This window comes from Binatus sp. (SeqCode) (assembly GCF_035272065.1).
In the GTDB taxonomy this organism is placed as follows: Bacteria; Desulfobacterota; Binatia; order Binatales; family Binataceae; genus Binatus.
This window is the reverse complement of record NZ_DATEQZ010000050.1, coordinates 1-21,145: the sequence shown is the minus strand read 5'-3', so window position 1 is coordinate 21,145 and position 21,145 is coordinate 1. Positions and strand designations below refer to the sequence as shown.

Genomic DNA, 21,145 nt, shown 5'->3' with positions numbered 1-21,145 from the left:
CATGAATCATCAGCCCACACCACTCTTCCACACCGTGCCGCGACTGAAGTAGGTCGCGGGTAGAACCTGCAATCCCAGTCCCGCGTCCCTAACGAGATATGAAACTTGAGTAATCAAACCCTTTCCTCAACACCCTGCTAGGCAATGGGAGGCGAGACGAACTAGCAGATCGTCGAAGCCCTGGGTGTGCACAATGTAGGCTTCCCGCCCGTGTTCCCTTGCAGTCAAGATAAGTTCTTCAACATTAGGCCGAAGAATTGCCTCGTTTTGAACGCACCAGTAGAGACCTCCTGTACCCTGCTTCCTCACCGCGGACAAGAGCGTTTGCATGATCGACGAATCACGGCCGCTGTAACCGCAAACAACCATTGGCGCGTCCTGACATTCCCTAGCGAATCCCCCTTGGAGCTCTTGTTCTTGGCATCTCAGTTCGTCGGGTGTGTTTTTGATTCTGTCGTATCGGTAGTCGCCGTGAAGCGACACGATAAGCAGTTCGCCTGTTCTCAGCGGGCGAACTAAGCGTTGCGAGCAGTCAATCCCAACTTCTAAGGGTATTACTCGAGAACCAGCCGCCGCTCTCGCGACGAGTGCGTCAAAATTAGTCGTCCATACGGACCGAATCAGATTAGCTTCGGCCAAGAGACACAGTAGTTCATACCCGACATGCGGGTGTGCATCTCGGACCTTCTGCTGAAATTACAGTCTTCGACTTTCGGCGACTGGATAACAGGCTTCTATGTATGTCGCGTACTCTTCGGGCGCGCCTTCGGCAGGATAAATCCCCTGTTTGTCAAGCCAACGTTGTATTCCATACCGGACACTTCGGAGCGATAGTTCGCTGAACTGATTTTCTAGACCGACGTTGTTTGTAAGAAAGATGTCTCTCTTCCACTCCCAGATAGCCATCTCGGCCGATGGCATGCCCGAAGTGACCGACGCGCCTGCACCCAAGAAGAGACTGTGCCGCACCCCTTTGTTAATCCCCACCAAGCGCACAAAAGCGTCTAGGGGCAAGATCAAGTCAGTCAACTACCCGTCACCTCACCACATCTTACCCTAAAGGATTGCCCCCAAAGGGCGACCGAGACAAGAGCCGATGCTCTATGTGTATCCACACACAATTCACAGCTCGTCAGTTGAGCCTGCTGCAATGACAGTTCGACCTCGCCCGCCTCTTTCAGCGGTGCCGTTTCTCGCTCCCGCCCTTCAATGACTAGATATGTCTGCATCGCCCGCAGACTCCCCGCGAGGGGGGATGAACTTTTCAGCCTTACGCAGGCGCGCTTCCCCTGTTACCCATACAACATGGATACCATTCATCAGGTCGACACTCCCTCGACCCTCCCGCACTGCTGCTCGACCATCGGGCGACCGGGTCTCGTGCAAAATCACATTTTGACGGAGCGAAGCTACCGATGGTGGTGGGCATCTCAAAACCACAAGTAATGGTATGAATTTGCTTCTTCGGCTCATTTCAACCATTCAAAACTACCCATTCGGCAGACCATTTGACTAAAAAAAGGGCGGCGCACTGAGATGAATCACCGAACACAGGTCGGGATTGTCGGGGCGGGACCGGCGGGGCTGATGCTGTCGCATCTGCTGCACCTTGCCGGCGTCGAGTCCGTCGTGCTCGAGGCTCGCAGCCGCCAATACGTCGAGGAGCGCGTCCGCGCCGGCCTGCTCGAGCAGGGCACGGTTAACCTGCTCAAGGAGACCGGGGTCGGCGAGCGGCTGACACGCCTCGGCCTGACCCATCACGGCCTCGAGCTGCGCTTCGGCGGCCGCGGACATCGCATCGATCTGAGCGGGCTGACGGGGGGCTGCACGGTCACAATCTACGCTCAGCACGAAGTCATCAAGGATCTGATCGCCGCGCGGCTGGCAGCCGGTGGTCAAATTGTTTTCGAGGCCGGCGAAGTCAGCATCCACGACTTCGATGGCCCCACGCCGAAGATTCGCTACCGCATCGACGGTAGCGTCAACGAGTTGTCGTGCGATTTCATCGCGGGATGCGACGGCTTTCACGGAGTATGCCGCCCCACTATCCCGGCTGGCGAACTGACTATATACGATCGCATATACCCATTCGCATGGCTCGGTATTCTCGCCGAAGCGCGGCCTTCGTCCGACGAACTGATCTACGCCTACCATGAGCGCGGCTTCGCGCTGCACAGCATGCGCTCGCCGGAGATCACGCGCCTCTATCTGCAATGCGCACCCGACGAGGACCTCGCCAAGTGGCCCGACGAAAAAATCTGGGACGAGCTCGACCGACGATTCGCAGCCGGCACCGGCTGGAAACTCAATCGCGGCGCCGTCATCCAGAAGGGAATCACCGAGATGCGCAGCTTCGTCGTCGAGCCGATGCAGTCCGGCACGCTTTTCCTCGCCGGTGACGCAGCGCATATCGTGCCGCCGACAGGAGCCAAGGGTCTCAATCTCGCAGTCGCAGACGTTCGCGTACTGGCCCGCGGGCTGACTGACTATTACGCCAATGGTAATCGCGAACTACTAACTAAGTATTCGGAAATATGTCTGCGGCGAGTCTGGAAGGTGCAGCGGTTCTCCTGGTGGATGACCTCGATGCTGCACCGGTTCGGCGATGAAAACGCCTTCGACCGCCGCCGCCAGCTCGCCGAGCTCGACTACGTAACCAGCTCGCGCGCCGCATCGCAGACCCTCGCAGAAAATTACGTCGGCCTGCCGATGGAATGATCCGACACTGCTACCGCGAGCGCAGCGATGCGGCGAGAGCGAGCGTTCGGCGCGCCTGCTTCAGGTGCGGCATGTCGAGCATTTTACCGTCGAGCGCGACGGTGCCTGCTCCAGATGCGAACGCGTCGATTACTCGATTCGCATAGGCAACATCCTCGGGCGACGGGGTGAACGCGGCGTTGATTACGTCAACTTGATCGGGATGAATCGCAATCTTGCCGGTGAAGCCCGCGCGACGCGCGGTCTCCGACTCTTTCTTTAGTGCTTCCGCATCTTTGAAGTTTACCGACACCGTGTCGATCGGCTGGACATCGGCTGCAACTGCCGCCAACAGGCATAGCGAGCGGGCAAGCTGGTAGGTGAAATCGATATTGCCGTCCGCGCCGCGGTTGGTGCTCGCTCCGACGGCAGCCGCTAGATCTTCAGCGCCCCATGTCATCCCGGATAGCCGCGGACTGCATCCCGCGAATCCGCCCAGCGCAAACATCGCGGCCGGCGTCTCTGTCGCCACCGGAATGACCGCGATCGATCCTTGCGCCACGCCGTCGCGGGCTTCCAGAGCGGACAGGAAGTGATCCAGCATCACGACGTCGTTGGCCGAGAAAACTTTCGGCAGCATTATTCCGTCGGGTGCGCCGGCGACGATCGCGGCCAGGTCTGCCGTCGCCTTCGGCGTCGAGAGCGGATTGATTCGCACCCAAAGCTGAGTCTTCGAGCGATCGCGGTGCGCGCGTAAGTACTCGAGCACCATCGCGCGCGCGAGCTCGGTGCGGTCCGCCGCAACCGCGTCTTCGAGGTCGAGCACGAGTGCGTCGGCGCGCGAGGATTCGGACTTGGCGAGCTTGCGTTCGCTGTCGCCCGGGACGAACAGGAGCGAGCGGAGGATCATGATGCGGGCCGCTTGCGCATCAGGGCCGACCGCTTGCAGTAGGCCACTTCTTCGGCGCGCTGATTGAAACATCGATGATCGAACACGACGATTCCGGCGTCGGGTCGCGAGCGGCTCTCGCGTTTCTCGGCAACCGTGGTCTCGGCGCGCAGCGTGTCGCCAATGAAAACGGGATGCGCGAAGCGCGTATCGGCCATGCCCAGGTTCGCGATCGTAGTGCCGAGCGTAGTGTCGCCCACCGACACTCCAATCATCAGCCCGAGCGTGAAGATGCTGTTTACGATGCGCTGGCCGAACTCGGTGCGGCTAGCGAATTCCGCGTCGAGATGAAGCGGCTGGGGATTATGGGTCAGCGCGCAGAAAATCAGGTTGTCGGTTTCCGTGATCGTCCGCGTGATCGTGTGCTTGAACACCTGGCCGAGTTCGAATTCCTCAAAATATAGTCCGGACATCTTACTCCCGCTCCTGCGTCATCGATTGAGCGACTTCGAGACTTACCAGACGCGCGATCAGAATAGCCACATACAGCTGGCCAAATACCGACTCCATCACCGACAGGCTGCGTGCGCCCTCCGAGATCGGCGCGATATCGCCGAACCCGGTCGTCGTCAAGCACACAAAGCTGTAGTAGACGAAGCTGTGAAGCGACGCTATTAGCGGCGCGACCCTGCCCGCCGGCCTTTGAAACAGCGCGGCGCTGAACGAACCCGGATGTTGCAGTTCGACAACTGCGAAGGCGTACGCAAACGTAACGCCCGTCAGCAGGTAGGCGCAAATCGCGGCGCTGATGGTGTCGAGCGTAACGCTCCTTACGATGAACAGCCTGGAAACCAGTGCGATGACCGTCACGGCCAGGAAGAGACCCGAAGAGATCGCACTGACGACCTCGACCGTTGGATTCGACGTGAATAACAGCGCCAGCCGGCATCCGATCGAAGGAACGAGCAGAACTGACGCAATAACGAAATAGATCCTGGTCGCGCGAAATGCGTAAAGCGCGGCCAGCAGCACCAACGATATCGTCGCGGTCGCAATATTCTGCGCGAATGCATGGCCCACGAACATCGGCTGGGTGACGAGCAGCAGCAGAATCGTCGCGAGCAGGAAGGTAAATCTACCCGGCCAATTGTGATGCGCCAAACCCAGTCGCCGCCATAGCGCCGCGGGGCTGAGCACGCCGGTTCTGTCACCCATGATGCATCCGTTTCGCGCAACGGCACCAGCAGTGTCAAGGCGAGCATTCCGCCCGCGAGCAGCGAAAGCGATTCCCGACACATGTGCCAAAGGGCGACATCGTTGTTCCCAATTCGAGCAGCCCTTTGAAATCCCCTCTGCTACGGCAAGCTCTGCGACGCAGTCTGGGCGACGGTTGCGCTCAATTTGAGGCTTTGCTTGTCATCGCCCCAAGGCACGGACGTTGCGTATTGCCGGTGGCTCAATCGCGCCTGGCAGGAATGGGTGACAAGCCGCCAGATCGGCCCTCGTCTGGCAAGTGTTCACGGCAAGGAGGAGCGCGTCCGGAATGGACCAGATCATTCAACAGTCTTTAGCGGGCAGGAGATTCGCCTTGATGGGATTCGACACGCTCGAGGAGGACTCGATCATCGCGGCGCTGGGAACCGTCCGTGGAATCGGCCACGTGGTCGGCGCGGTGCCGAGTATTCCCGGGCTCAACTCTTTTTCTCGCTTCGACGCTTGCTTCATCAACGCGTCGGCCGCCGCTGTTGGCGAGCAGCCGGCCCCGATTGAAATGATCGCGCGCAGCCGCAAGCCGGCGGTCATCGTCGGCACGCTTGACGAACTAGTGGCGCAGTTCGCGGTCGTTGCCGACCTCAACCGCGATTTCATTTTGCGCCCATGGCAGCCCGAGGAACTCTTGCTTAGGGCGTACCGAGTCCTCAGATTCGTCGAGGCGGCGGAGGTTGCGACTCAATCGCCAATTCGAAACGGCGCCCGACGGATTGTCGTCGCCGACGACGATGCGACGACGATTGTTATGATGTCCACGATCCTGAAGCACTTCAATTTCGAGTGTGAAGTCGCGCGCGACGGTGTGCAGGCATTCGATCTTGCCCGCAAGAATAAGCCCGACCTCGTGCTGCTGGATGTGTCGATGCCGCACATGAATGGCTTCGAAGCGCTGACCGCTCTGCGCAGCGATTCTGCCACCAGGGATACGCGGGTAATCCTCGTCAGCGCGCATCATGACGAAGCTGAAGTGGTCAAGGGCTTCGCGCTGGGCGCCGACGACTACATCACCAAGCCCTTCAACTGGGGCGAGCTGATGGCTCGGATCAACCGGACTCTGCATGAGGCGGACGAGAGATGACCGGACTGGTTGTCATGTAGCGCTCGCCTGTTTTACTGTTCTGGCGTGTTTCGACTCGACGGAAAGACGGCGATCGTCACCGGCGCCGGTTCGGGGATCGGCCTGGCGATCGCCTCGACGTTTGCGCAAAACGGTGCGCACGTTTTCGCGCTCGATCGCGATCTAAAGGCAGTTGGCGCTGCCGCCGAGAAGATTCGCGCCGCCGGCTGTACGGCATCGGCAATCGAATGCGACGTCGCCCTTGCTGACTCGGTGGAAGCCGCCTTCGCGCGTATCGATTCCGACCGCAATGCGCCGCACATCGACATACTGGTGAACAACGCCGGCATCGCGCACATAGGCACAGTCGAGAACACTTCGGAGGAGGACCTCGACCGAATCTACGCGGTCAACGTGAAGGGGATATTTCTCTGTTCGCGCGCCGCCGTCCGCCGGATGCTCGCGAGCGGGGGCGGCGTGATCCTCAACCTCGCGTCAATTGCGTCGCTGATCGGACTCACCGACCGCTTCGCCTATTCGATGAGCAAGGGCGCGGTGTTGACGATGACTCGATCGATCGCGGTTGATTACGTGAAGCGCGGCATCCGATGCAACTGTATCTGCCCTGCGCGCGTTCACACACCGTTCGTTGACGGGTACTTGCACGCCACTTATCCGGGACGTGAGGCCGAGATGTTCAAGCAACTCTCGGAGTATCAGCCCCTCGGCAGAATGGGCACGCCCGAGGAAGTTGCCGCGCTCGCGCTCTACCTGTGTTCGGACGAGGCGTCGTTCATCACCGGGCAGTCGTATCCAATCGACGGCGGCGTGCTCGCATTCTGATGAAACAGTACGGCCGCACGATCAACCTGAAGGACGACCCGCAGACCATCGAGCGCTACCTCGAGCACCATCGCGCGATCTGGCCGGAGGTCGAGCGCGGGCTCGAGTCTATCGGCATCCAGCGGATGTTGATCTTCAAGCTCGGCCGCCAGCTCTTCATGTTCATGGAGACGACGGACGCATTCGATCCCGATCGCGACTTCCCGCGCTACGAGGCGAGCAATCCGCGCAATCGCGAATGGCAGGAGCTGATGGCATCGATGCAGGAGCCGGTGCCGGACGCACGGCCGGGCGAATGGTGGGCGGAGATGAAGCTGGTCTTCTCGCTCTGAGCAGCGTCCATTACTTTTTCCATTCCGAGCCGCCGGGGAACTCGAACGCAGCTAGCGACGCGGGGAGCATCTCGATGCTGAAGCCCGCCGCGGTTGGCGCCGTGTAGCGGTCGCCGCGCAAGACTACCGGATCCTTGAAGTGCTCGTGCAGGTGATCGGCGAATTCGATCGTCCGCTTGTCAAGGCTGCCACTCACACAGATGTAGTCGATCAGCGAAACGTGCTGGCCGTATTCGCAGAGCCCGATTCCCCCCGCGTGCGGACAAACCGGCACGCCGAACTTCGTGGCGAGCAGCAGCACGGCGAGCGCCTCGCTGAGTCCGCCGAGGCGGCAATTGTCGAACTGGCAGAAGTCGATCGCGCCGGCCTGCATCAACTGTTTGAACATCACGCGATTGGCCGCATGCTCTCCGGTCGCCACGCCGATCGGCGCAATCGCGCGGCGAATCGTCGCGTGACCGAGGATGTCGTCGGGGCTGGTGGGCTCTTCGATCCACAACGGATTGAAGCGCGCGAGCGGCCGCATGAACTCGATCGCCTCGCCGACGTCCCACGCCTGGTTCGCGTCCATCATCATGACGGCACGCCGTCCGATTTCTTCGCGCACAAGCGCCGCGCGATGAACGTTGGCGGCAGAGTCGCGCCCGACTTTTATCTTGAACCTAGTCCATCCCGCGGCGAGCGCCTCGCGGCACAGCCGGCGAACTTTGTCGTCTGGATAGCCCATCCATCCGGCGGACGTGATGTAGGCGGGGTAGCCGTCCTTGCGCATCTGCGCTTCGCGCTCGCCGCGCGTCGCGAATTTCGCGCGCAGGATTTCGAGCGCGTCGTCGCGGGTGAGAGCGTCGGTGAGGTAGCGGAAGTCGATGCACGAGACGAACTGCTCGGGCGTCATGTCGGCGACGAGTTTCCACACAGGCTTGCGCTCGATTTTGGCGTACAAATCCCAGACCGCATTTACGATTGCCGCAGTCGCGAGATGGATTGCGCCTTTCTCCGGACCGATCCATCTGAGCTGGCTCTCGAACGTGAGCCGCTGCCAGAAGGCGCCCAGGTTGGCGACTATGTCTTCGTACTTCGAGCCGACGACGAGATGCTGCAGCGCGCGAACGGCTGCGACTACGACTTCGTTGCCGCGGCCGAGCGTGAATGTCATGCCGTGGCCTTCGATGCCGTCGCGCGCGTCGGTGCTCAGGACTACATAGGTGGCGGAATAGTCCGGGTCGGTGTGAACTGCGTCGGAGCCCGCTAGCGTTCTGGACGTTGGAGTTCGGATGTCGCGAACCGAGAGGCCGGAGATTGTGCGCGCCATGATCGCTTCCTCTGCGCGGCATGGTAGCATCGCGCGACCGGCGATGACGACTCAATTGCCAGCCTCCATTCGCGATCTGCGGCAGTCATGGCCGCGTCCGTCGGCGCCGAAATCGATCGTCGTGATCGGCGCGGGCAGTATCGTTCGCGACGCTCATCTGCCGGTGTACAAACGTCTCGGCTTTCCGGTCGCCGGCATTTTCGACGTGAACGGGAAGGCGAGTGCCGAACGCGCTGCGGCGTTTGCGATTCCGCGCGTGTTCGAGTCGATTGATGAAGCCGCGTGGACCCGCGATGCAGTCTTCGACGTTGCGATACCGCCGGAAAATATCGCTGGCGTGCTCGAACGGCTGCCGTCCGGCGCCGCGGTTCTGATTCAAAAGCCGATGGGCCGCGACCTAGCCGACGCTCGCCGTATAGTTGTGATTTGCCGCGAGCGAAAGCTCCATGCCGCGGTAAATTTTCAGCTCCGCTTCGCGCCCAATATGCTGGCGGTTAAGGACGCGCTCGAGCGCGGGGTTTTCGGCGACGTGCTCGACGTCGAAGTGCGGATCAATCTTCACACGCCGTGGAACTACTGGGCGTTCCTCAAAGGCGTGCCGCGCCTCGAAGTGCAGATGCATTCGATTCACTACCTCGATCTGATTCGGTCGCTTATTGGCGAGCCGCGCGGCGTCTATTGCAAGGGCGTGCGGCATCCCGCGATGCCCGATTACTCGGACACCCGCACCAGCATCGTGCTCGACTACGGCGATACGATTCGATGCAGCCTGACGATGAATCACGCGCATACATTCGGCGGACGATACGGGATGTCGCAGTTCAAGCTCGAAGGCACGCGCGGCGCCGCGATCGCAAAGATGGGCGTGAATCTTAACTATCCCGCGGGCGAGCCCGACACGCTCGAGATCGCCACTGAAGATTCGAAGGGTTGGAGCGATATCGCGCTGCGCGGTTCGTGGTTTCTCGAGGCGTTCGAGGGACCGATGTCGAATCTGCAGCGATTCATCGCCGGCGAGGATTCGAAGCTGATTTCGGGCGTCGAAGACGCGCTCCGCACGATGGCGGTGGTCGAGGCGTGCTACGAGTCGAGCGCGCGCGGCGCCACCCCGATTCCCTCTGTGCGTTAAAATCGCAATCATTGTCGGCGGAGGAGTTTCACACCGATGGCCGCGGAACATGTTGTTTTTTTGTTTGACGTCGATAACACGCTGATCGACAACGATCACATCGTTGCCGATATGAAAAGCAATCTCGAGCGCGACATCGGCAACGATCAGCAGACGCGTTATTGGGAATATTTCGAGCAGTTGCGCACCGAGCTCGGCTACGCGGACTACCTCGGCGCGCTGCAACGCTACCGTGTCAATCATCCGCGCGACTTCGGAATTATCGCAGTGTCCTACTTCCTGATGAACTACCATTTCGCGAACCGGCTGTTCCCCTGCTCGCTCGACGTCATCGAGCAATACAAGCAATACGGCGAGACGGCGATTCTGTCGGATGGCGATATGATTTTTCAGCCGCTCAAAATAGAGCGCTCGGGATTGCGTGAGGCCGTCGATGAAAAAGTGATGATCTATATCCACAAGGAACAGGAACTCGACGACGTGAAGAAGCGCTATCCCGCGGACCATTACGTGCTGATCGACGACAAGGTGCGGATTCTCGACGCGGTGAAGAAGACGTGGGGCGCGAATGTGACGACGGTGTTTCCGCGTCAGGGGCATTACGCGGCTGACGCGACGGAAATTGCCAAGTACATGGCGCCCGATGTCACGGTGGATAGGATCGAGCAGCTGCGCGACTACGATCTGAGGCGGTTGCGCGCGGCGACGAAGGGGTGATGTCGGGAGGCAGCCTTACCTTAGTTGTTGATTGAATCGCAGAACCCTCACCTAACCTCTCCCGTGAAATAAACGGGCGAGGGATCAGGCTAGATCGAAGAACAGGACTTCGGCGGGCGAGTTCGCGACCATCGTCACCTTCTCTTCGTCGCTGATTGTGGCGCCGTCGCCCTCTGCGAGTGCGGTGCCGTTAACTGTGACCGCACCGCGCGCGACTTGCACAAATCCATGGCGGCCCTTCTTCAGATTTGTCGCGACAGTCTGACCGCGCTCCAGCTTTGCGACCGACAGCGCGGCGTCCTGATGAATCCTTACTGACCGATCGCCGCCATTGGGAGAGCCTACCGGCGCGAAGCCGCCGTGCGCTTTGGCGTCGTCGATGGTTTTCTGCTCGTAGCCCGGCGCGATGCCGCGCGTGGAAGGCGTGATCCAGATTTGCAGAAAATGTACCGGCTCGGTTTTCGAATGATTGAATTCGCTGTGCGTGATTCCTGCACCGGCGCTCATCCGCTGCGCTTCGCCCGGACGGATGATCGAGCCGGTGCCGAGGCTGTCTTTGTGCACGAGCGCACCTTCCAGAATGTAGGTGATGATCTCCATGTCGCGATGCCCGTGGGTGGGAAACCCCGCGCCGGGACGTACGCGATCCTCGTTGATGACGCGCAGCGTGCGAAATCCCATCTGGGCGGGATCGTAGTAATCGCCGAACGAGAAAGTGTGGCGGCTGTCGAGCCAGTCGATTTTCGTACGTCCGCGGTCCGCCGACTTGCGCGGAGTAATCATTGGAGACGCTCCCTCAGGCCGCCTTGGCGGCGGGTTTCATCTTAAGACGGATCGGCATGTGCTTGATGCCGCCGACGAAGCTCGAGCGCAGCCGCTCGAGGGGACCCGCCGGCTCGACGTAATCGAGACGCTTGGCCAGCTCCCTGAAAATTATTTTCAGTTCGAGCCGCGCGAGGTTCGCGCCGAGGCAGAAATGCTCGCCGATGCCGAATGCAATATGCGGATTCGGATTGCGGCTGATGTCGAACTTGAAAGGGTCCTTGAAAACTTCTTCATCGCGGTTCGCCGACGGATAGAACAGGCAGACCGATTCGCCGGCTTTGATCTTCTGACCGCGAACGACGGTATCTTCGGTTGCAGTGCGCGCGAACTGGATGACCGGCGTCGTCCATCGCACGATTTCCTCGACCGCCGAGTCGATCAGCGCGGGATTACGCTTGAGCTTTTGCCACTCGCCCGGATTGTCGATGAAAGCCTGCAAACCGCCCGTGGTCGCGTTGCGCGTCGTCTCATTGCCGGCCACCACCAGCAGGAAATAGTACGACAGCATCTCGAACTGCGGGATCGGTTGGCCGTTGACCTTGCCGTTGGCGACGATACTCGTAATGTCGTTGGTCGGATGCTTCATGCGCGACGCCACCATGTCGCTGAAATACTGGAACAGGCCGAGCCGCGAGCGATCCATCGTCTCCTGCGCGCTCGTTCCCGCCTGGAATTCGGGGTCGCCGCCGCCAATCGTCTCGTTAGTCCATCGGAAGAGCTGCTCCCAATCCTTGTGCGGAACCCCTAACAACTCGGCGATGACCGCGAGCGGAATCTTGGACGATACGTCGGTGACGAAGTCGCAGACGTCGCGCCCGGTCACGTCGTCGAGCACGCCGCGTGTGATGTTTTCGATTTCAGGCCCGAGCGGCCTCACGCCGCGCGGCGTGAAATGGCGGCTGACGACGACGCGATATTCGCCGTGATCGGGCGGGTCCATGTCGAGCAGATGACGGAACGGCGGCGTCGGACTCTCCTCGAAGCCCTCCTCGTTGACGAACACCAGCAGGCGCGGGCCGTTGAGGAACAGGCGCGGCTGCTTGGAGATCTGAATGATGTCGGCGTGCTTGGTAATCGCCCAGAATGGATCGGTCTTTGGATACTCGCACCAGAAAACCGGTTTGTGCTTGCGCAGGTAAGTCCATTCGCGATGTGGGTAGCCGTTTTTCGCGTAATGGTCGGGTCCGATGATGTTCAACGTTTCCAGTGAGAGGCCCTCTTCAGTTTCCATTGGCGAGTATCTCCGCGATGCCGGGATTTTCCGTCTCGACTCCGCATTCTGACTTGTCGCACGCGATGAGTCATCTAGTCGTCGCTGACCGTGATTGCCTGGCGGGGGCACAGCCGCGCCGCGAGCTTGAGCTTGTCGCGCATCCGCTCGGGTGGGTTTTCGAGCAACAGGTGGCTCTTGTCGTCATCGCGCACCTCGAAAACTTCCGGTGCTGCCTCCTGACACTTCATATTTCCCTCGCACAGCTTCAGATCGACAACGACCTTCATATGACTAATCTCCTTGCCCCGCTGATACGGCCGACGATGGGATCATATAAGAGGATAGTGTTTGCGACTAGGAGCGCGTGCATCGCGAAAATTAAACAGACGGTGCGGACTGCTCCGACCTCGTTCGCGAGGAATTCTGTAGAAAAGAAATTGCGCGAGCGCTCATCGGCTCGAAGCATCATTTTGTCGAGTCCGTATGACCCGCAGATAGCAGAAGACAGAATTAGCGCCGTCGTTGTGCTGTAGGGAACACACGTCTTAACGGCAATACTTGCGCAGCGGCGGTCTTTCCTGCGATACCGAGTGCTGAGTCGGATTGCCTCAAATCGCATCCGGGGAGGATGTGGAATGGCTTATGATCTGATTATCAAGAACGGCACGGTTGTCGACGGCACCGGCGCGTTTCGTCGGCGCGCCGACGTCGCGGTCAAGGACGGCAAGGTCGCGGAGATCGGGAAAGTCACCGACGGCGCCGCGGAAACGATCGATGCGTCGGACCTGATCGTCGCGCCCGGCTTCGTCGATCCGCATACGCACTATGATGCACAGATCTGTTGGGATCCACTAGTCAGTTGCACTTCGTGGCACGGCGTTACGACCGTCGTGATGGGAAATTGCGGAGTGGGTATTGCGCCGTGCAAGCCCGCGGCGCGCGAAGTGGCGGCGTGGGACTTGGTCAATGTCGAGGCGATTCCGTTCGAGGCGTTATCGAAGGGGATCACCTGGGAATGGGAGAGCTTTCCGGAATTCCTCGCGGCGGCGCAGCGGCGCGGCGCAGGAATCAATCTCGCGTTCCTCGCTCCGCTGACTCCGTTCCGGCACTACGTGCTGGGGGAAGAGTCGATGGAGCGCGAGGCCACGCCCGATGAGACGGCGCGGGTCGCGTCACTGCTGCGCGAGGCGATCGACGCGGGCGCGTTCGGATTTTCCACAACGACGTTGCCGCAGCATATCGGCTACCAGGGGCGTCCGCTGGCGTGCCGGCTGGCGTCGAGTGATGAGCTGAAAGCGTACGCCAACGTGCTGCGTGACGCGGGGCGCGGCGCGATCGAAGTGGCGCTCACGCGGCGCGCGGGCCGGATGTCGGAGGACGAACAGGGACTGCTCGAATTTCTGCTCGATGAGAGCATGCGCCCGGTCACCTGGCTCGCGATGGCCAGCCGTCCCGACCGGCCCGAGGCCAGCGCCGATACGCTCCGGCGGCTCGAGCCGCTGATCAAGCGCGGCGGCGTGCCGCAAGTGCTCTGCAAGCCGTTCGTGGTGCAGATGGATTTGCGCAACCCGTTTTCGTTCGCCGACATGGAGCTGTGGGGGCCGGTGTTCAATCAGCCGCTCGAGCGGCAGAAGGAGTTCTACCGTAATTCAGAATTTCGCGGCGCGTTTCGCGAGGAGCTCAAGCGGCCGCATCTGTTTCAGGGTAAATGGAATCGGGTCGAAGTGCTCGAGGTCGCGAGTCCCACGTTGAAACAATACGAGCGCAAGACCGTTGGCGAAATCGCCGAGCAGCGCCACGAGGATCCGCTCGATACTTTCTTCGACCTCGCCCTCGAGGACGATCTGAATATCCAGTACACGATGCAGCAGTATCACGAGGAAGGAATTCAGCGGCTGATTGCCGACCCGCGCACGATGATCGGGCTGTCCGACGGCGGCGCGCACGTGAACATGCTGTGCGACGCGGGCTATTGCACGTACCTGCTCGGCACGTGGGTACGCGAGCGGCAGGCGCTGACGCTGGAGCATGCGATCAAGCGAATCACGTCGGAGCCGGCGGACTTCTTCGGAATCAAGGACCGCGGCCGGCTCAAGGTCGGGCTGCCCGCCGACGTCGCGATATTCGACGAGCGCAAAATCGGCTCGGCCAAGCGCGCCCGCATGCAAAACGATTTGCCCGGCGGCGGCCGCCGCCTCGTGATGCCGGCTGAGGGCGTCGAGTACACGATCGTTAACGGCGACGTGCTCTATGAGCACGGCCATCATTCGGGCTACCTGCCCGGCCAAGTGTTGAGGTCAGGCGCGCAGTAAGAGGATACGATCCGAGTCTTACCTCGCCCGTTATTTTTACGGGAGAGGGGCCCGGCCGCAGCGCGGCCGGCAGGTGAGGGTTCTGCGACCCCATCACGGCGGCCAGCCTGGTCACCCTTTTCTGTCCTTTTCTTTTTTCTGTTCATCCCGAGCGAAGCCGAGGGACCCCGGATCCGAAGCGATGAAAGGCGATCGAATGCCCGCCTCGACCGCAAAGCTCCGCGTCGTGAGTCCGTCGACAAATCAGAACTAGCGCGCAAACGCTTCGCCGATCAGTTGTGCTATGAAAATTGTGCGGCGCACCGGCGACGACACGTTGCCGGTGCCCGCTTAATTCCAGGAGGAATCGCCATGGCCGAATTCGGAGTCTCGATGTTCCCGACCGACTACGCTATCCAGCCGATCGAGCTTGCGCTCGCGGCTGAAGAGCGCGGCTTCGAGTCGCTGTTCTTTCCCGAGCACACGCACATTCCAGCGTCGCGCAAGACGCCGTGGCCCGGCGGCGCCGAATTGCCGAAGGAGTACTGGCATACGCACGATCCGTTTGTCGCGCTCGGCGCAGCCGCTGCGGCAACAAAAAAACTCAAACTCGGCACGGGAGTATGCCTGGTGATAGAACGCGATCCGATAACGCTCGCCAAGGAAGTCGCGTCGCTCGACATGATTTCCGGCGGGCGCGTGATTTTCGGCATCGGCGCGGGATGGAACGTCGAGGAGATGGCTAATCACGGCGCGATATTCAAGCGGCGCTGGAAAATCGTCAAGGAAAAAATTCTGGCGATGCGGCAAATCTGGACCAAAGAGGCGGCCAAGTTTCACGGCGAATTCGTGAACTTCGATCCGATCTGGTCATTTCCCAAGCCGGTGCAGGCAGGCGGGCCGCCGATTCTGCTCGGCTCACAATCGCCCAGGACGTTCGATCGTGTCGCGGAGTATTGCGACGGATGGATGCCGATAAATTTTCCGCGCTACGATCTCGCCGCCGGCCTGAAGTCGCTCGCCGATGCAGGCAAGAGAGCCGGTCGCGGCAAACTTCCGGTCTCTATGTTCGGTGTCGGTCCGAACGAGGAGCACATCAAGAAGTTCCTCGATCTCGGCCTCGACCGCCTGATCTTCGCGCTGCCGTCCGCGACCCGCGAGGCGGTGCTGCCTCTACTCGACAAGTACGCCGAGCTGAAAGCCAAGTCGCGGTGAGTCAATCCTAACCTCTCATTGTCCGAGGAGAGGTTAGGATCCATTTCCTATCTCTCTTACTTTTCCTATCCGAAGCCCTTGACTGATTTGGTCGCGATCTTTAGTCTAGCCACCCTATCGAGTAAACTTCGATAAAATGCTCTCGAAGAAGTCGAAATACGCCCTCAAGGCGATGATGGTGTTGGCCAAGGAGTACGGCCAGGGCCCGGTGCTGATATCCGATATGGCACAGCGCGAGGGTATCCCGCGCAAGTTCCTCGAACTGATCCTGCTCGAGCTCAAAAACCAAGGACTCCTGCAGAGCAAGAAGGGCAAGGGCGGCGGATATTTCCTTGGACGCGAGCCTCATCTGATCAGCCTCGGGCACATAATACGCGTGCTGGACGGGCCAATCGCACCACTGCCATGCGTCAGCAAGACGGCGTACATGCGATGCCGCGAATGCCGCGACGAGCGCAGTTGCGGAATCAGGATCGTAATGAAGGAAGTTCGCGATGCGACCGCGAAGATAATGGACTCGACCTCGCTGTCTGACATGCTCAAGCAGGTCGAAGCAGTAGTCACCGGCAAGGAATCCTTGAGTTTCGCGATCTGATAGGCTTCACTTTTTTTTGGAAATTAGTCTAGTCATCTAATAGGATAAGTTATGAAAGCAGACTCACCCCCGACAACCCGGCGTGACTCTCAGTGCGAGCCCGACTCCGGCGACGAGATTCTGCAGCGTATCGCCAATGCGATCAGCGGCGTGCGCTTTGGCTCGGTCGAGGTCGTGATCCAGGACTCGCGAGTCGTGCAAATCGAGCGCAAAGAGAAATTTCGCTTCGACAAGAACAGTCGCGGCTAAAGAGAGAAACCTCAGCGAGCGCGGACTAGGGAAGGATCCGTGCGAACCATGACAGAGCCGTCAACTATCAACCGTGAGCCGACCGGACATCCGGAAGTTCCCAATCCTATGAGGGGCTTCCGAGATGAGAAAATGCATTTTGCCGATCCTGCCGGTTCTGCTGGCGGCGGTGATTACCGGGGTGTTTCTCCCCGCCGGGCCGGCGCGTGCGCAGTCGAGCGTCGCGGCCGATCCGAGAGACCAGGAAATCCAACTGCTCAAGACCGAAATTCAAAAACTCGAGTCGAGGGTCGACACGCTGGAGGGGCTTGACCAGAAAGTGAAAGTGATCGACCGCAAACTCGAGGTTCAGCAGGAGGCCGAGCAGCAGCACGCGCTCGTGATGCCGATCGTCAAGGCGAGCGAAAAGGGATTCTCTCTCGCTTCGCCGAACCACGACTACAATATCAATTTGGGCGGAATCCTCCAGGGCGACGGCCGCTTCTTCACCAGCGGCAGCGACAAAGACGTCAGCAGCACATTCTTCCTGAACCGGGTGCGCCCGATTCTGACTGGCTCGGTTGCGAAGTACTACAACTTCAACATCACGCCCGACTTCGGTCAGGGCAAGGTCGTGCTGCAGGACGCCTACCTGAACATTACCTACTGGGACTATGCGAGCCTCAGGACCGGCAAGTTCAAAGCACCGCTCGATCTCGAGCGCCTGCAGTCGGACCGCGATCTCGAATTCAGCGAGCGCTCGGAAATCCAGAATCTGGTCCCTAACCGCGACACTGGCTTCGATCTGCACGGCAAGCTCGCGGACGGACGCGTGTTCTATGACGCCGCGCTGATGAATGGAGTGCCGAATAACACCGCAGCAGATACGACAGACCTCGACAACAACGACGGCAAGGACTTCGTCGGCCGCATCTTCACGACACCCTTCGAACTCGGCGAGAACGAATGGCTCAAGGGGCTGGGCTTTGGAATCGCCGGCTCGTACGGCGACGAACGGGGCAGCACGACCTCGGTTTACAAGACGTACGGCCAGAGCACCTGGTTCTCGTACAACTCGGGCGTGACGGCGTCGGGCTTGCGCGCGCGTCTCGAGCCGCAGCTCCACTACTACTGGCGCGGTTTCGGCTTGATGGCCGAATACGCGCAGGACCAGCACTCGCTGAACCGCAACACCACCGTCCACGGAAAGTACGTCAACGCCACCGATACTTTCACTGACACCGGATACATGGCGCAGGGTTCCTACTTGCTGACCGGCGAAGATGCATCTTACGGCTGGGTGAAGCCTTATCATCCCTTCGACCCGCGCAACGGATGGTGGGGCGCATGGGAAGTGGCGGCCAGGATCAGTAACATCGCCACGCAAACCCGCGAGTTCCAGCTCGGTTTCGCCAATCCGAGCCTCTCGGCGAAAATTGCGACCGAGTGGTCGCTGGGCGTCAACTGGTACCTGACCGCGAATATCAAGTGGCAGTTGGACTATGCGAACACCTACTTCAACGGCGGCGCCGGTACGACCACCGAGCCCAAAGACCGTCCGAACGAAAGCGTCTTCGAGTCGCAACTGCAAATCGCGTTCTGATGAAACCGGCGCAAGGAATGTTTGGTCGAAGATTGAAATTGGCACAAGCGCTCGCCGCCCTCGTTGTCGCGGCAAGCGTTGCTTTCGGGTTGGGTGTCGCGCGCGCAGCCCAAATTACACTTCTCAACGTATCGTACGATCCGACCCGCGAACTCTACGAAGCTGTCAACGCGCAGTTCGCTAAGGATTGGAAGGCGAAGACCGGCGACGACGTGACGATCAACCAATCGCATGGCGGCTCGGGCAAGCAGGCCCGCGCTGTCATCGACGGCCTCGAGGCCGACGTCGTGACGCTCGGCCTCGCGGGCGATATCGATGCGATCGCCGAGAAGGCGGACCTGTTGCCGACGAGCTGGCAGTCGCGCCTGCCCGACAACAGTTGTCCCTACACTTCGACCATCGTGCTGCTGGTGCGCAAGGGAAATCCCAAGAAGATCAAGGACTGGGACGACCTGGTGAAACCGGGCGTCGCGGTAATCACGCCGAATCCGAAGACCTCAGGCGGCGCGCGATGGAATTTCCTCGCGGCGTGGGGGTACGCCCTGAAGAAGTACGGCAACGACGAGGGCAAAGCGGCGACATTCGTTGGTGCGCTCTACAGGAACGTGCCGGTGCTCGACTCCGGCGCGCGCGGCTCAACCACGACTTTTGTCGAGCGCGAAATCGGCGACGTGCTGATCGCTTGGGAGAACGAGGCGCGCATGGCAATCAAGCAATTCGGCGCCGGCAAGTTCGAGGTCGTGTATCCGTCGGTGAGCATCTTGGCCGAGCCTCCCGTCGCGTGGGTGGACAAGATCGACCGGCTTCACGGCACGGCCGCGATCTCGAAGGCGTACCTGGAGTTTCTGTACACTCCGGCGGGGCAGGAAATAATCGCGCAGAATTTTTTCCGTCCGCAAGACAAGACCGTCGCCGCGAAGTATGCAACCCAATTTCCACGCTTGCCGCTGCTCACAATCGATTCGGATTTTGGCGGATGGAAAAACGCGTCGCCGAAGTTCTTCGGCGACGGCGGCGTGTTCGACAAAATTTATCAGCCGGGAAGTTAGGGGAGTCCGTCGAGCGGCGCGATGGCCACGAAAACGAAAAGCAAGAACGTGCTGCCGGGATTCGGCCTGACACTCGGCTTCACCCTCGCCTACCTCGGAATCGTCGTGCTGATTCCGATCTCGACGATCTTCTTCAAGACTTTCACGCTCAGCTGGCCGCAGTTCTGGGCTGCCGTCGCGAGTCCGCGCACGCTGGCGGCCTATAAGCTGAGCTTCGGCGCCTCGATTGCGGGCGCGTTGATCAACTCGGTGTTCGGTTTCATCGTCGCGTGGAGCCTGGTGCGCTACGAATTCCCCGGCAAGACGCTGATTGACGTGATGGTCGATCTGCCGTTCGCGCTGCCGACTTCGGTGGCGGGAATTACTCTCACCGCGATTTACGCGAGCAACGGATGGATTGGGCGGTATCTCGCACCGCTCGGAATAAAGGTCGCGTACGCGCCGCTCGGAGTGGTGGTCGCGCTTACCTTCGTTGGCCTGCCGTTCGTCGTTCGCACTGTCCAGCCTGTGCTCGAGGATCTCGACCAGGAATACGAGGAGGCTGCGGCAACGCTCGGCGCGAGCCGCTTGCAGACCTTCATATTGGTGATCGCGCCCGCGCTGATTCCCGCGCTGCTGACTGGATTCGCACTCGCGTTCGCGCGCGCTCTGGGCGAATACGGCTCAGTGGTATTCATCTCGGGCAACATGCCGATGCATACCGAGGTGGTGCCATTGCTGATCATGAGCAAGCTCGAGCAGTTCGACTACGCCGGCGCGACGGCGATCGCGGTGGTGATGCTGCTGGCATCGTTCGCGATTCTGCTCGGCATCAACGTACTGCAAAGGTGGAGCAGCCGCCGCCTGGCCGCATAACGGTCTCTATGAACAGCAAGTCGCAAGCCGAACCGAAAAGACCCGGGACTGCGGATCCGTCGTGGGTCAGAATTGCGCTGATCGCAACCGCGCTCGTATTCCTCTCGCTGTTTCTCTTCATCCCGGTGATCGCGGTTTTTGCCGAGGCGCTGCAGAAGGGGATCGGCGCTTACTTTGCCGCGATCGTCGATCCCGAGGCGCGCGCCGCGATTTCGCCTGACGCTGATGACCGCCGCGATCGCGGTGCCGCTCAACGTCACTTTCGGAATCGCCGCATCGTGGGTGATCGCGCGCTTCGATTTTCCCGGCAAGCAAACGCTGCTGACGCTGATCGACATACCGTTCTCGGTTTCGCCGGTGATCGCGGGGATGCTGTTCGTGCTGCTGCTCGGTGTCCGCGCACCGCTTGGCGGATGGCTCGCAAATCACGGCATCAGGATTATCTTTGCGGAGCCGGGAATCGTGCTCGCGACAATCTTCGTCACGTTTCCGCTCGCCGCGCGCGAGCTGATCCCAATCATGCAAGCCGTCGGCAGCGAAGAGGAGGAGGCCGCGATTGTGCTGGGCGCCGGCGGCTGGCAAATGTTTTTCCGAGTGACTCTCCCCAACGTCAAGTGGGGCCTGCTGTACGGGATGGTGCTGTGCAACGCGCGCGCGATGGGCGAGTTCGGCGCCGTGTCGGTGGTGTCGGGGCATATCCGCGGGCACACCAACACGATGCCGCTGTACGTCGAGATTCTGTACAATGACTACCAGTTCGCGGCCGCGTTTGCGGTCTCGTCGCTGCTCACCCTGCTCGCGATCGCGACGCTCGTCGCCAAGTATTACCTGGAGCGCCGCGTGGTTCCGGTCAAGCAGGAACAGGAAGAACCAGTGGTCAAAGTTGCGGCATGAGTATCGAGCTCAGAAACATCAGCAAGAAGTTCGGCGACTTCGTTGCGGTTGACAATATCAACCTGCATATCGAAACCGGCGAGCTGGTCGCGCTGCTGGGGCTGTCGGGCTCGGGCAAGACCACGCTGC

Annotated in this window: 22 protein-coding genes and 1 pseudogene; 15 read left to right on the top strand and 8 right to left on the bottom strand. The window is 60.3% G+C overall.

The genetic code is table 11. From position 1 onward, the window contains the following. Nucleotides 1–126: 126 nt before the first annotated feature. Nucleotides 127–639: an SIR2 family protein gene (locus tag VJX68_RS19320; RefSeq protein WP_414643469.1), complete on the bottom strand. Its 513-nt coding sequence runs from the start codon at nt 637–639 to the stop codon at nt 127–129. A gap of 897 nt (nt 640–1,536) precedes the next feature. Between VJX68_RS19320 and pobA the strand changes: the two genes are divergently transcribed. Next, nucleotides 1,537–2,718: a 4-hydroxybenzoate 3-monooxygenase gene (gene pobA, locus VJX68_RS08860; protein ID WP_324095318.1), complete on the top strand. Its 1,182-nt coding sequence runs from the start codon at nt 1,537–1,539 to the stop codon at nt 2,716–2,718. 10 nt (nt 2,719–2,728) lie between these two features. Here pobA and VJX68_RS08855 read toward each other — a convergent pair whose 3' ends face one another. From VJX68_RS08855 to VJX68_RS08845, 3 genes are read right to left on the bottom strand one after another with little or no spacing between them, the layout of a single operon-like run. Further along, complete coding sequence (locus VJX68_RS08855; RefSeq protein WP_324095317.1) at nt 2,729–3,607, bottom strand: HpcH/HpaI aldolase/citrate lyase family protein; 879 nt, start codon at nt 3,605–3,607, stop codon at nt 2,729–2,731. Continuing rightward, nucleotides 3,604–4,059: a MaoC family dehydratase gene (locus tag VJX68_RS08850; RefSeq protein ID WP_324095316.1), complete on the bottom strand. Its 456-nt coding sequence runs from the start codon at nt 4,057–4,059 to the stop codon at nt 3,604–3,606. The genes VJX68_RS08855 and VJX68_RS08850 overlap by 4 nt, the downstream gene beginning before the upstream one ends. Before the next feature lies 1 nt (nt 4,060). Further along, nucleotides 4,061–4,801, bottom strand: a complete 741-nt coding sequence (locus tag VJX68_RS08845) for a potassium channel family protein (RefSeq protein ID WP_324095315.1) — start codon at nt 4,799–4,801, stop codon at nt 4,061–4,063. A gap of 376 nt (nt 4,802–5,177) precedes the next feature. Here VJX68_RS08845 and VJX68_RS08840 point away from each other — a divergent pair, with 376 nt between their 5' ends. From VJX68_RS08840 to VJX68_RS08830, 3 genes are read left to right on the top strand one after another with little or no spacing between them, the layout of a single operon-like run. Then, complete coding sequence (locus VJX68_RS08840) at nt 5,178–5,936, top strand: response regulator (protein WP_324095314.1); 759 nt, start codon at nt 5,178–5,180, stop codon at nt 5,934–5,936. 45 nt (nt 5,937–5,981) lie between these two features. Then, nucleotides 5,982–6,758 (top strand): SDR family NAD(P)-dependent oxidoreductase, encoded by a 777-nt coding sequence (locus VJX68_RS08835; protein ID WP_324095313.1) that lies wholly within the window; start codon nt 5,982–5,984, stop codon nt 6,756–6,758. Continuing rightward, nucleotides 6,758–7,090, top strand: a complete 333-nt coding sequence (locus tag VJX68_RS08830; RefSeq protein WP_324095312.1) for an L-rhamnose mutarotase — start codon at nt 6,758–6,760, stop codon at nt 7,088–7,090. The genes VJX68_RS08835 and VJX68_RS08830 overlap by 1 nt, the downstream gene beginning before the upstream one ends. 10 nt (nt 7,091–7,100) lie before the next feature. Here VJX68_RS08830 and VJX68_RS08825 read toward each other — a convergent pair whose 3' ends face one another. Beyond that, the gene (locus VJX68_RS08825; RefSeq protein ID WP_324095311.1) at nt 7,101–8,402 is read right to left on the bottom strand and encodes an enolase C-terminal domain-like protein; all 1,302 of its coding nucleotides are present in this window, start codon (nt 8,400–8,402) and stop codon (nt 7,101–7,103) included. Nucleotides 8,403–8,457: 55 nt separating this feature from the next. Between VJX68_RS08825 and VJX68_RS08820 the strand changes: the two genes are divergently transcribed. Then, nucleotides 8,458–9,531, top strand: coding sequence for a Gfo/Idh/MocA family protein (locus VJX68_RS08820; protein WP_324095310.1), 1,074 nt, complete (start codon nt 8,458–8,460; stop codon nt 9,529–9,531). A gap of 36 nt (nt 9,532–9,567) precedes the next feature. Then, nucleotides 9,568–10,248, top strand: a complete 681-nt coding sequence (locus VJX68_RS08815) for an HAD family hydrolase (RefSeq protein WP_324095309.1) — start codon at nt 9,568–9,570, stop codon at nt 10,246–10,248. An 84-nt stretch (nt 10,249–10,332) separates the two neighbouring features. On the opposite strand, the gene VJX68_RS08810 is transcribed toward VJX68_RS08815, so the two are convergent. The 3 genes from VJX68_RS08810 to VJX68_RS08800 all read right to left on the bottom strand — a co-directional run bounded on the left by VJX68_RS08810 (nt 10,333) and on the right by VJX68_RS08800 (nt 12,573). Continuing rightward, entirely contained in the window at nt 10,333–11,031 is a 699-nt protein-coding gene (locus VJX68_RS08810) for a pirin family protein (protein WP_324095308.1), read from the bottom strand. A 13-nt stretch (nt 11,032–11,044) separates the two neighbouring features. Continuing rightward, on the bottom strand, nt 11,045–12,304 hold the full coding sequence (locus VJX68_RS08805) for a cytochrome P450 (RefSeq protein WP_324095307.1): 1,260 nt from the start codon (nt 12,302–12,304) through the stop codon (nt 11,045–11,047). 74 nt (nt 12,305–12,378) lie between these two features. Further along, nucleotides 12,379–12,573 (bottom strand): ferredoxin, encoded by a 195-nt coding sequence (locus tag VJX68_RS08800; RefSeq protein WP_324095306.1) that lies wholly within the window; start codon nt 12,571–12,573, stop codon nt 12,379–12,381. Nucleotides 12,574–12,921: 348 nt separating this feature from the next. On the opposite strand from VJX68_RS08800, the gene VJX68_RS08795 reads away from it, so the two are divergent. The 9 genes and pseudogenes from VJX68_RS08795 to VJX68_RS19120 all read left to right on the top strand — a co-directional run. After that, nucleotides 12,922–14,598, top strand: a complete 1,677-nt coding sequence (locus tag VJX68_RS08795; protein WP_324095305.1) for an N-acyl-D-amino-acid deacylase family protein — start codon at nt 12,922–12,924, stop codon at nt 14,596–14,598. A 351-nt stretch (nt 14,599–14,949) separates the two neighbouring features. Next, a complete protein-coding gene (locus VJX68_RS08790) occupies nt 14,950–15,792 on the top strand; it encodes an LLM class F420-dependent oxidoreductase (protein WP_324095304.1) in 843 nt (280 codons plus the stop codon). A 136-nt stretch (nt 15,793–15,928) separates the two neighbouring features. Continuing rightward, the gene (locus VJX68_RS08785) at nt 15,929–16,387 is read left to right on the top strand and encodes an RrF2 family transcriptional regulator (protein WP_324095303.1); all 459 of its coding nucleotides are present in this window, start codon (nt 15,929–15,931) and stop codon (nt 16,385–16,387) included. 51 nt (nt 16,388–16,438) lie between these two features. After that, the gene (locus VJX68_RS08780) at nt 16,439–16,636 is read left to right on the top strand and encodes a YezD family protein (RefSeq protein WP_324095302.1); all 198 of its coding nucleotides are present in this window, start codon (nt 16,439–16,441) and stop codon (nt 16,634–16,636) included. A 124-nt stretch (nt 16,637–16,760) separates the two neighbouring features. Then, nucleotides 16,761–18,218 carry an OprO/OprP family phosphate-selective porin gene (locus VJX68_RS08775; RefSeq protein WP_324095301.1) on the top strand — a complete coding sequence of 486 codons (1,458 nt, stop codon included), beginning with the start codon at nt 16,761–16,763 and terminating at the stop codon, nt 18,216–18,218. Between the two features lie 17 nt (nt 18,219–18,235). Beyond that, on the top strand, nt 18,236–19,267 hold the full coding sequence (locus VJX68_RS08770) for a sulfate ABC transporter substrate-binding protein (protein WP_414643468.1): 1,032 nt from the start codon (nt 18,236–18,238) through the stop codon (nt 19,265–19,267). A gap of 21 nt (nt 19,268–19,288) precedes the next feature. Continuing rightward, nucleotides 19,289–20,122, top strand: a complete 834-nt coding sequence (cysT, locus tag VJX68_RS08765; RefSeq protein ID WP_324095299.1) for a sulfate ABC transporter permease subunit CysT — start codon at nt 19,289–19,291, stop codon at nt 20,120–20,122. An 8-nt stretch (nt 20,123–20,130) separates the two neighbouring features. Then, a pseudogene (gene cysW / locus VJX68_RS08760) lies at nt 20,131–21,016 on the top strand (sulfate ABC transporter permease subunit CysW). Beyond that, nucleotides 21,013–21,145: ATP-binding cassette domain-containing protein (locus tag VJX68_RS19120; RefSeq protein ID WP_349255901.1), on the top strand; the 133-nt coding region annotated here is incomplete at its 3' end. The pseudogene cysW and the gene VJX68_RS19120, both read left to right, overlap by 4 nt.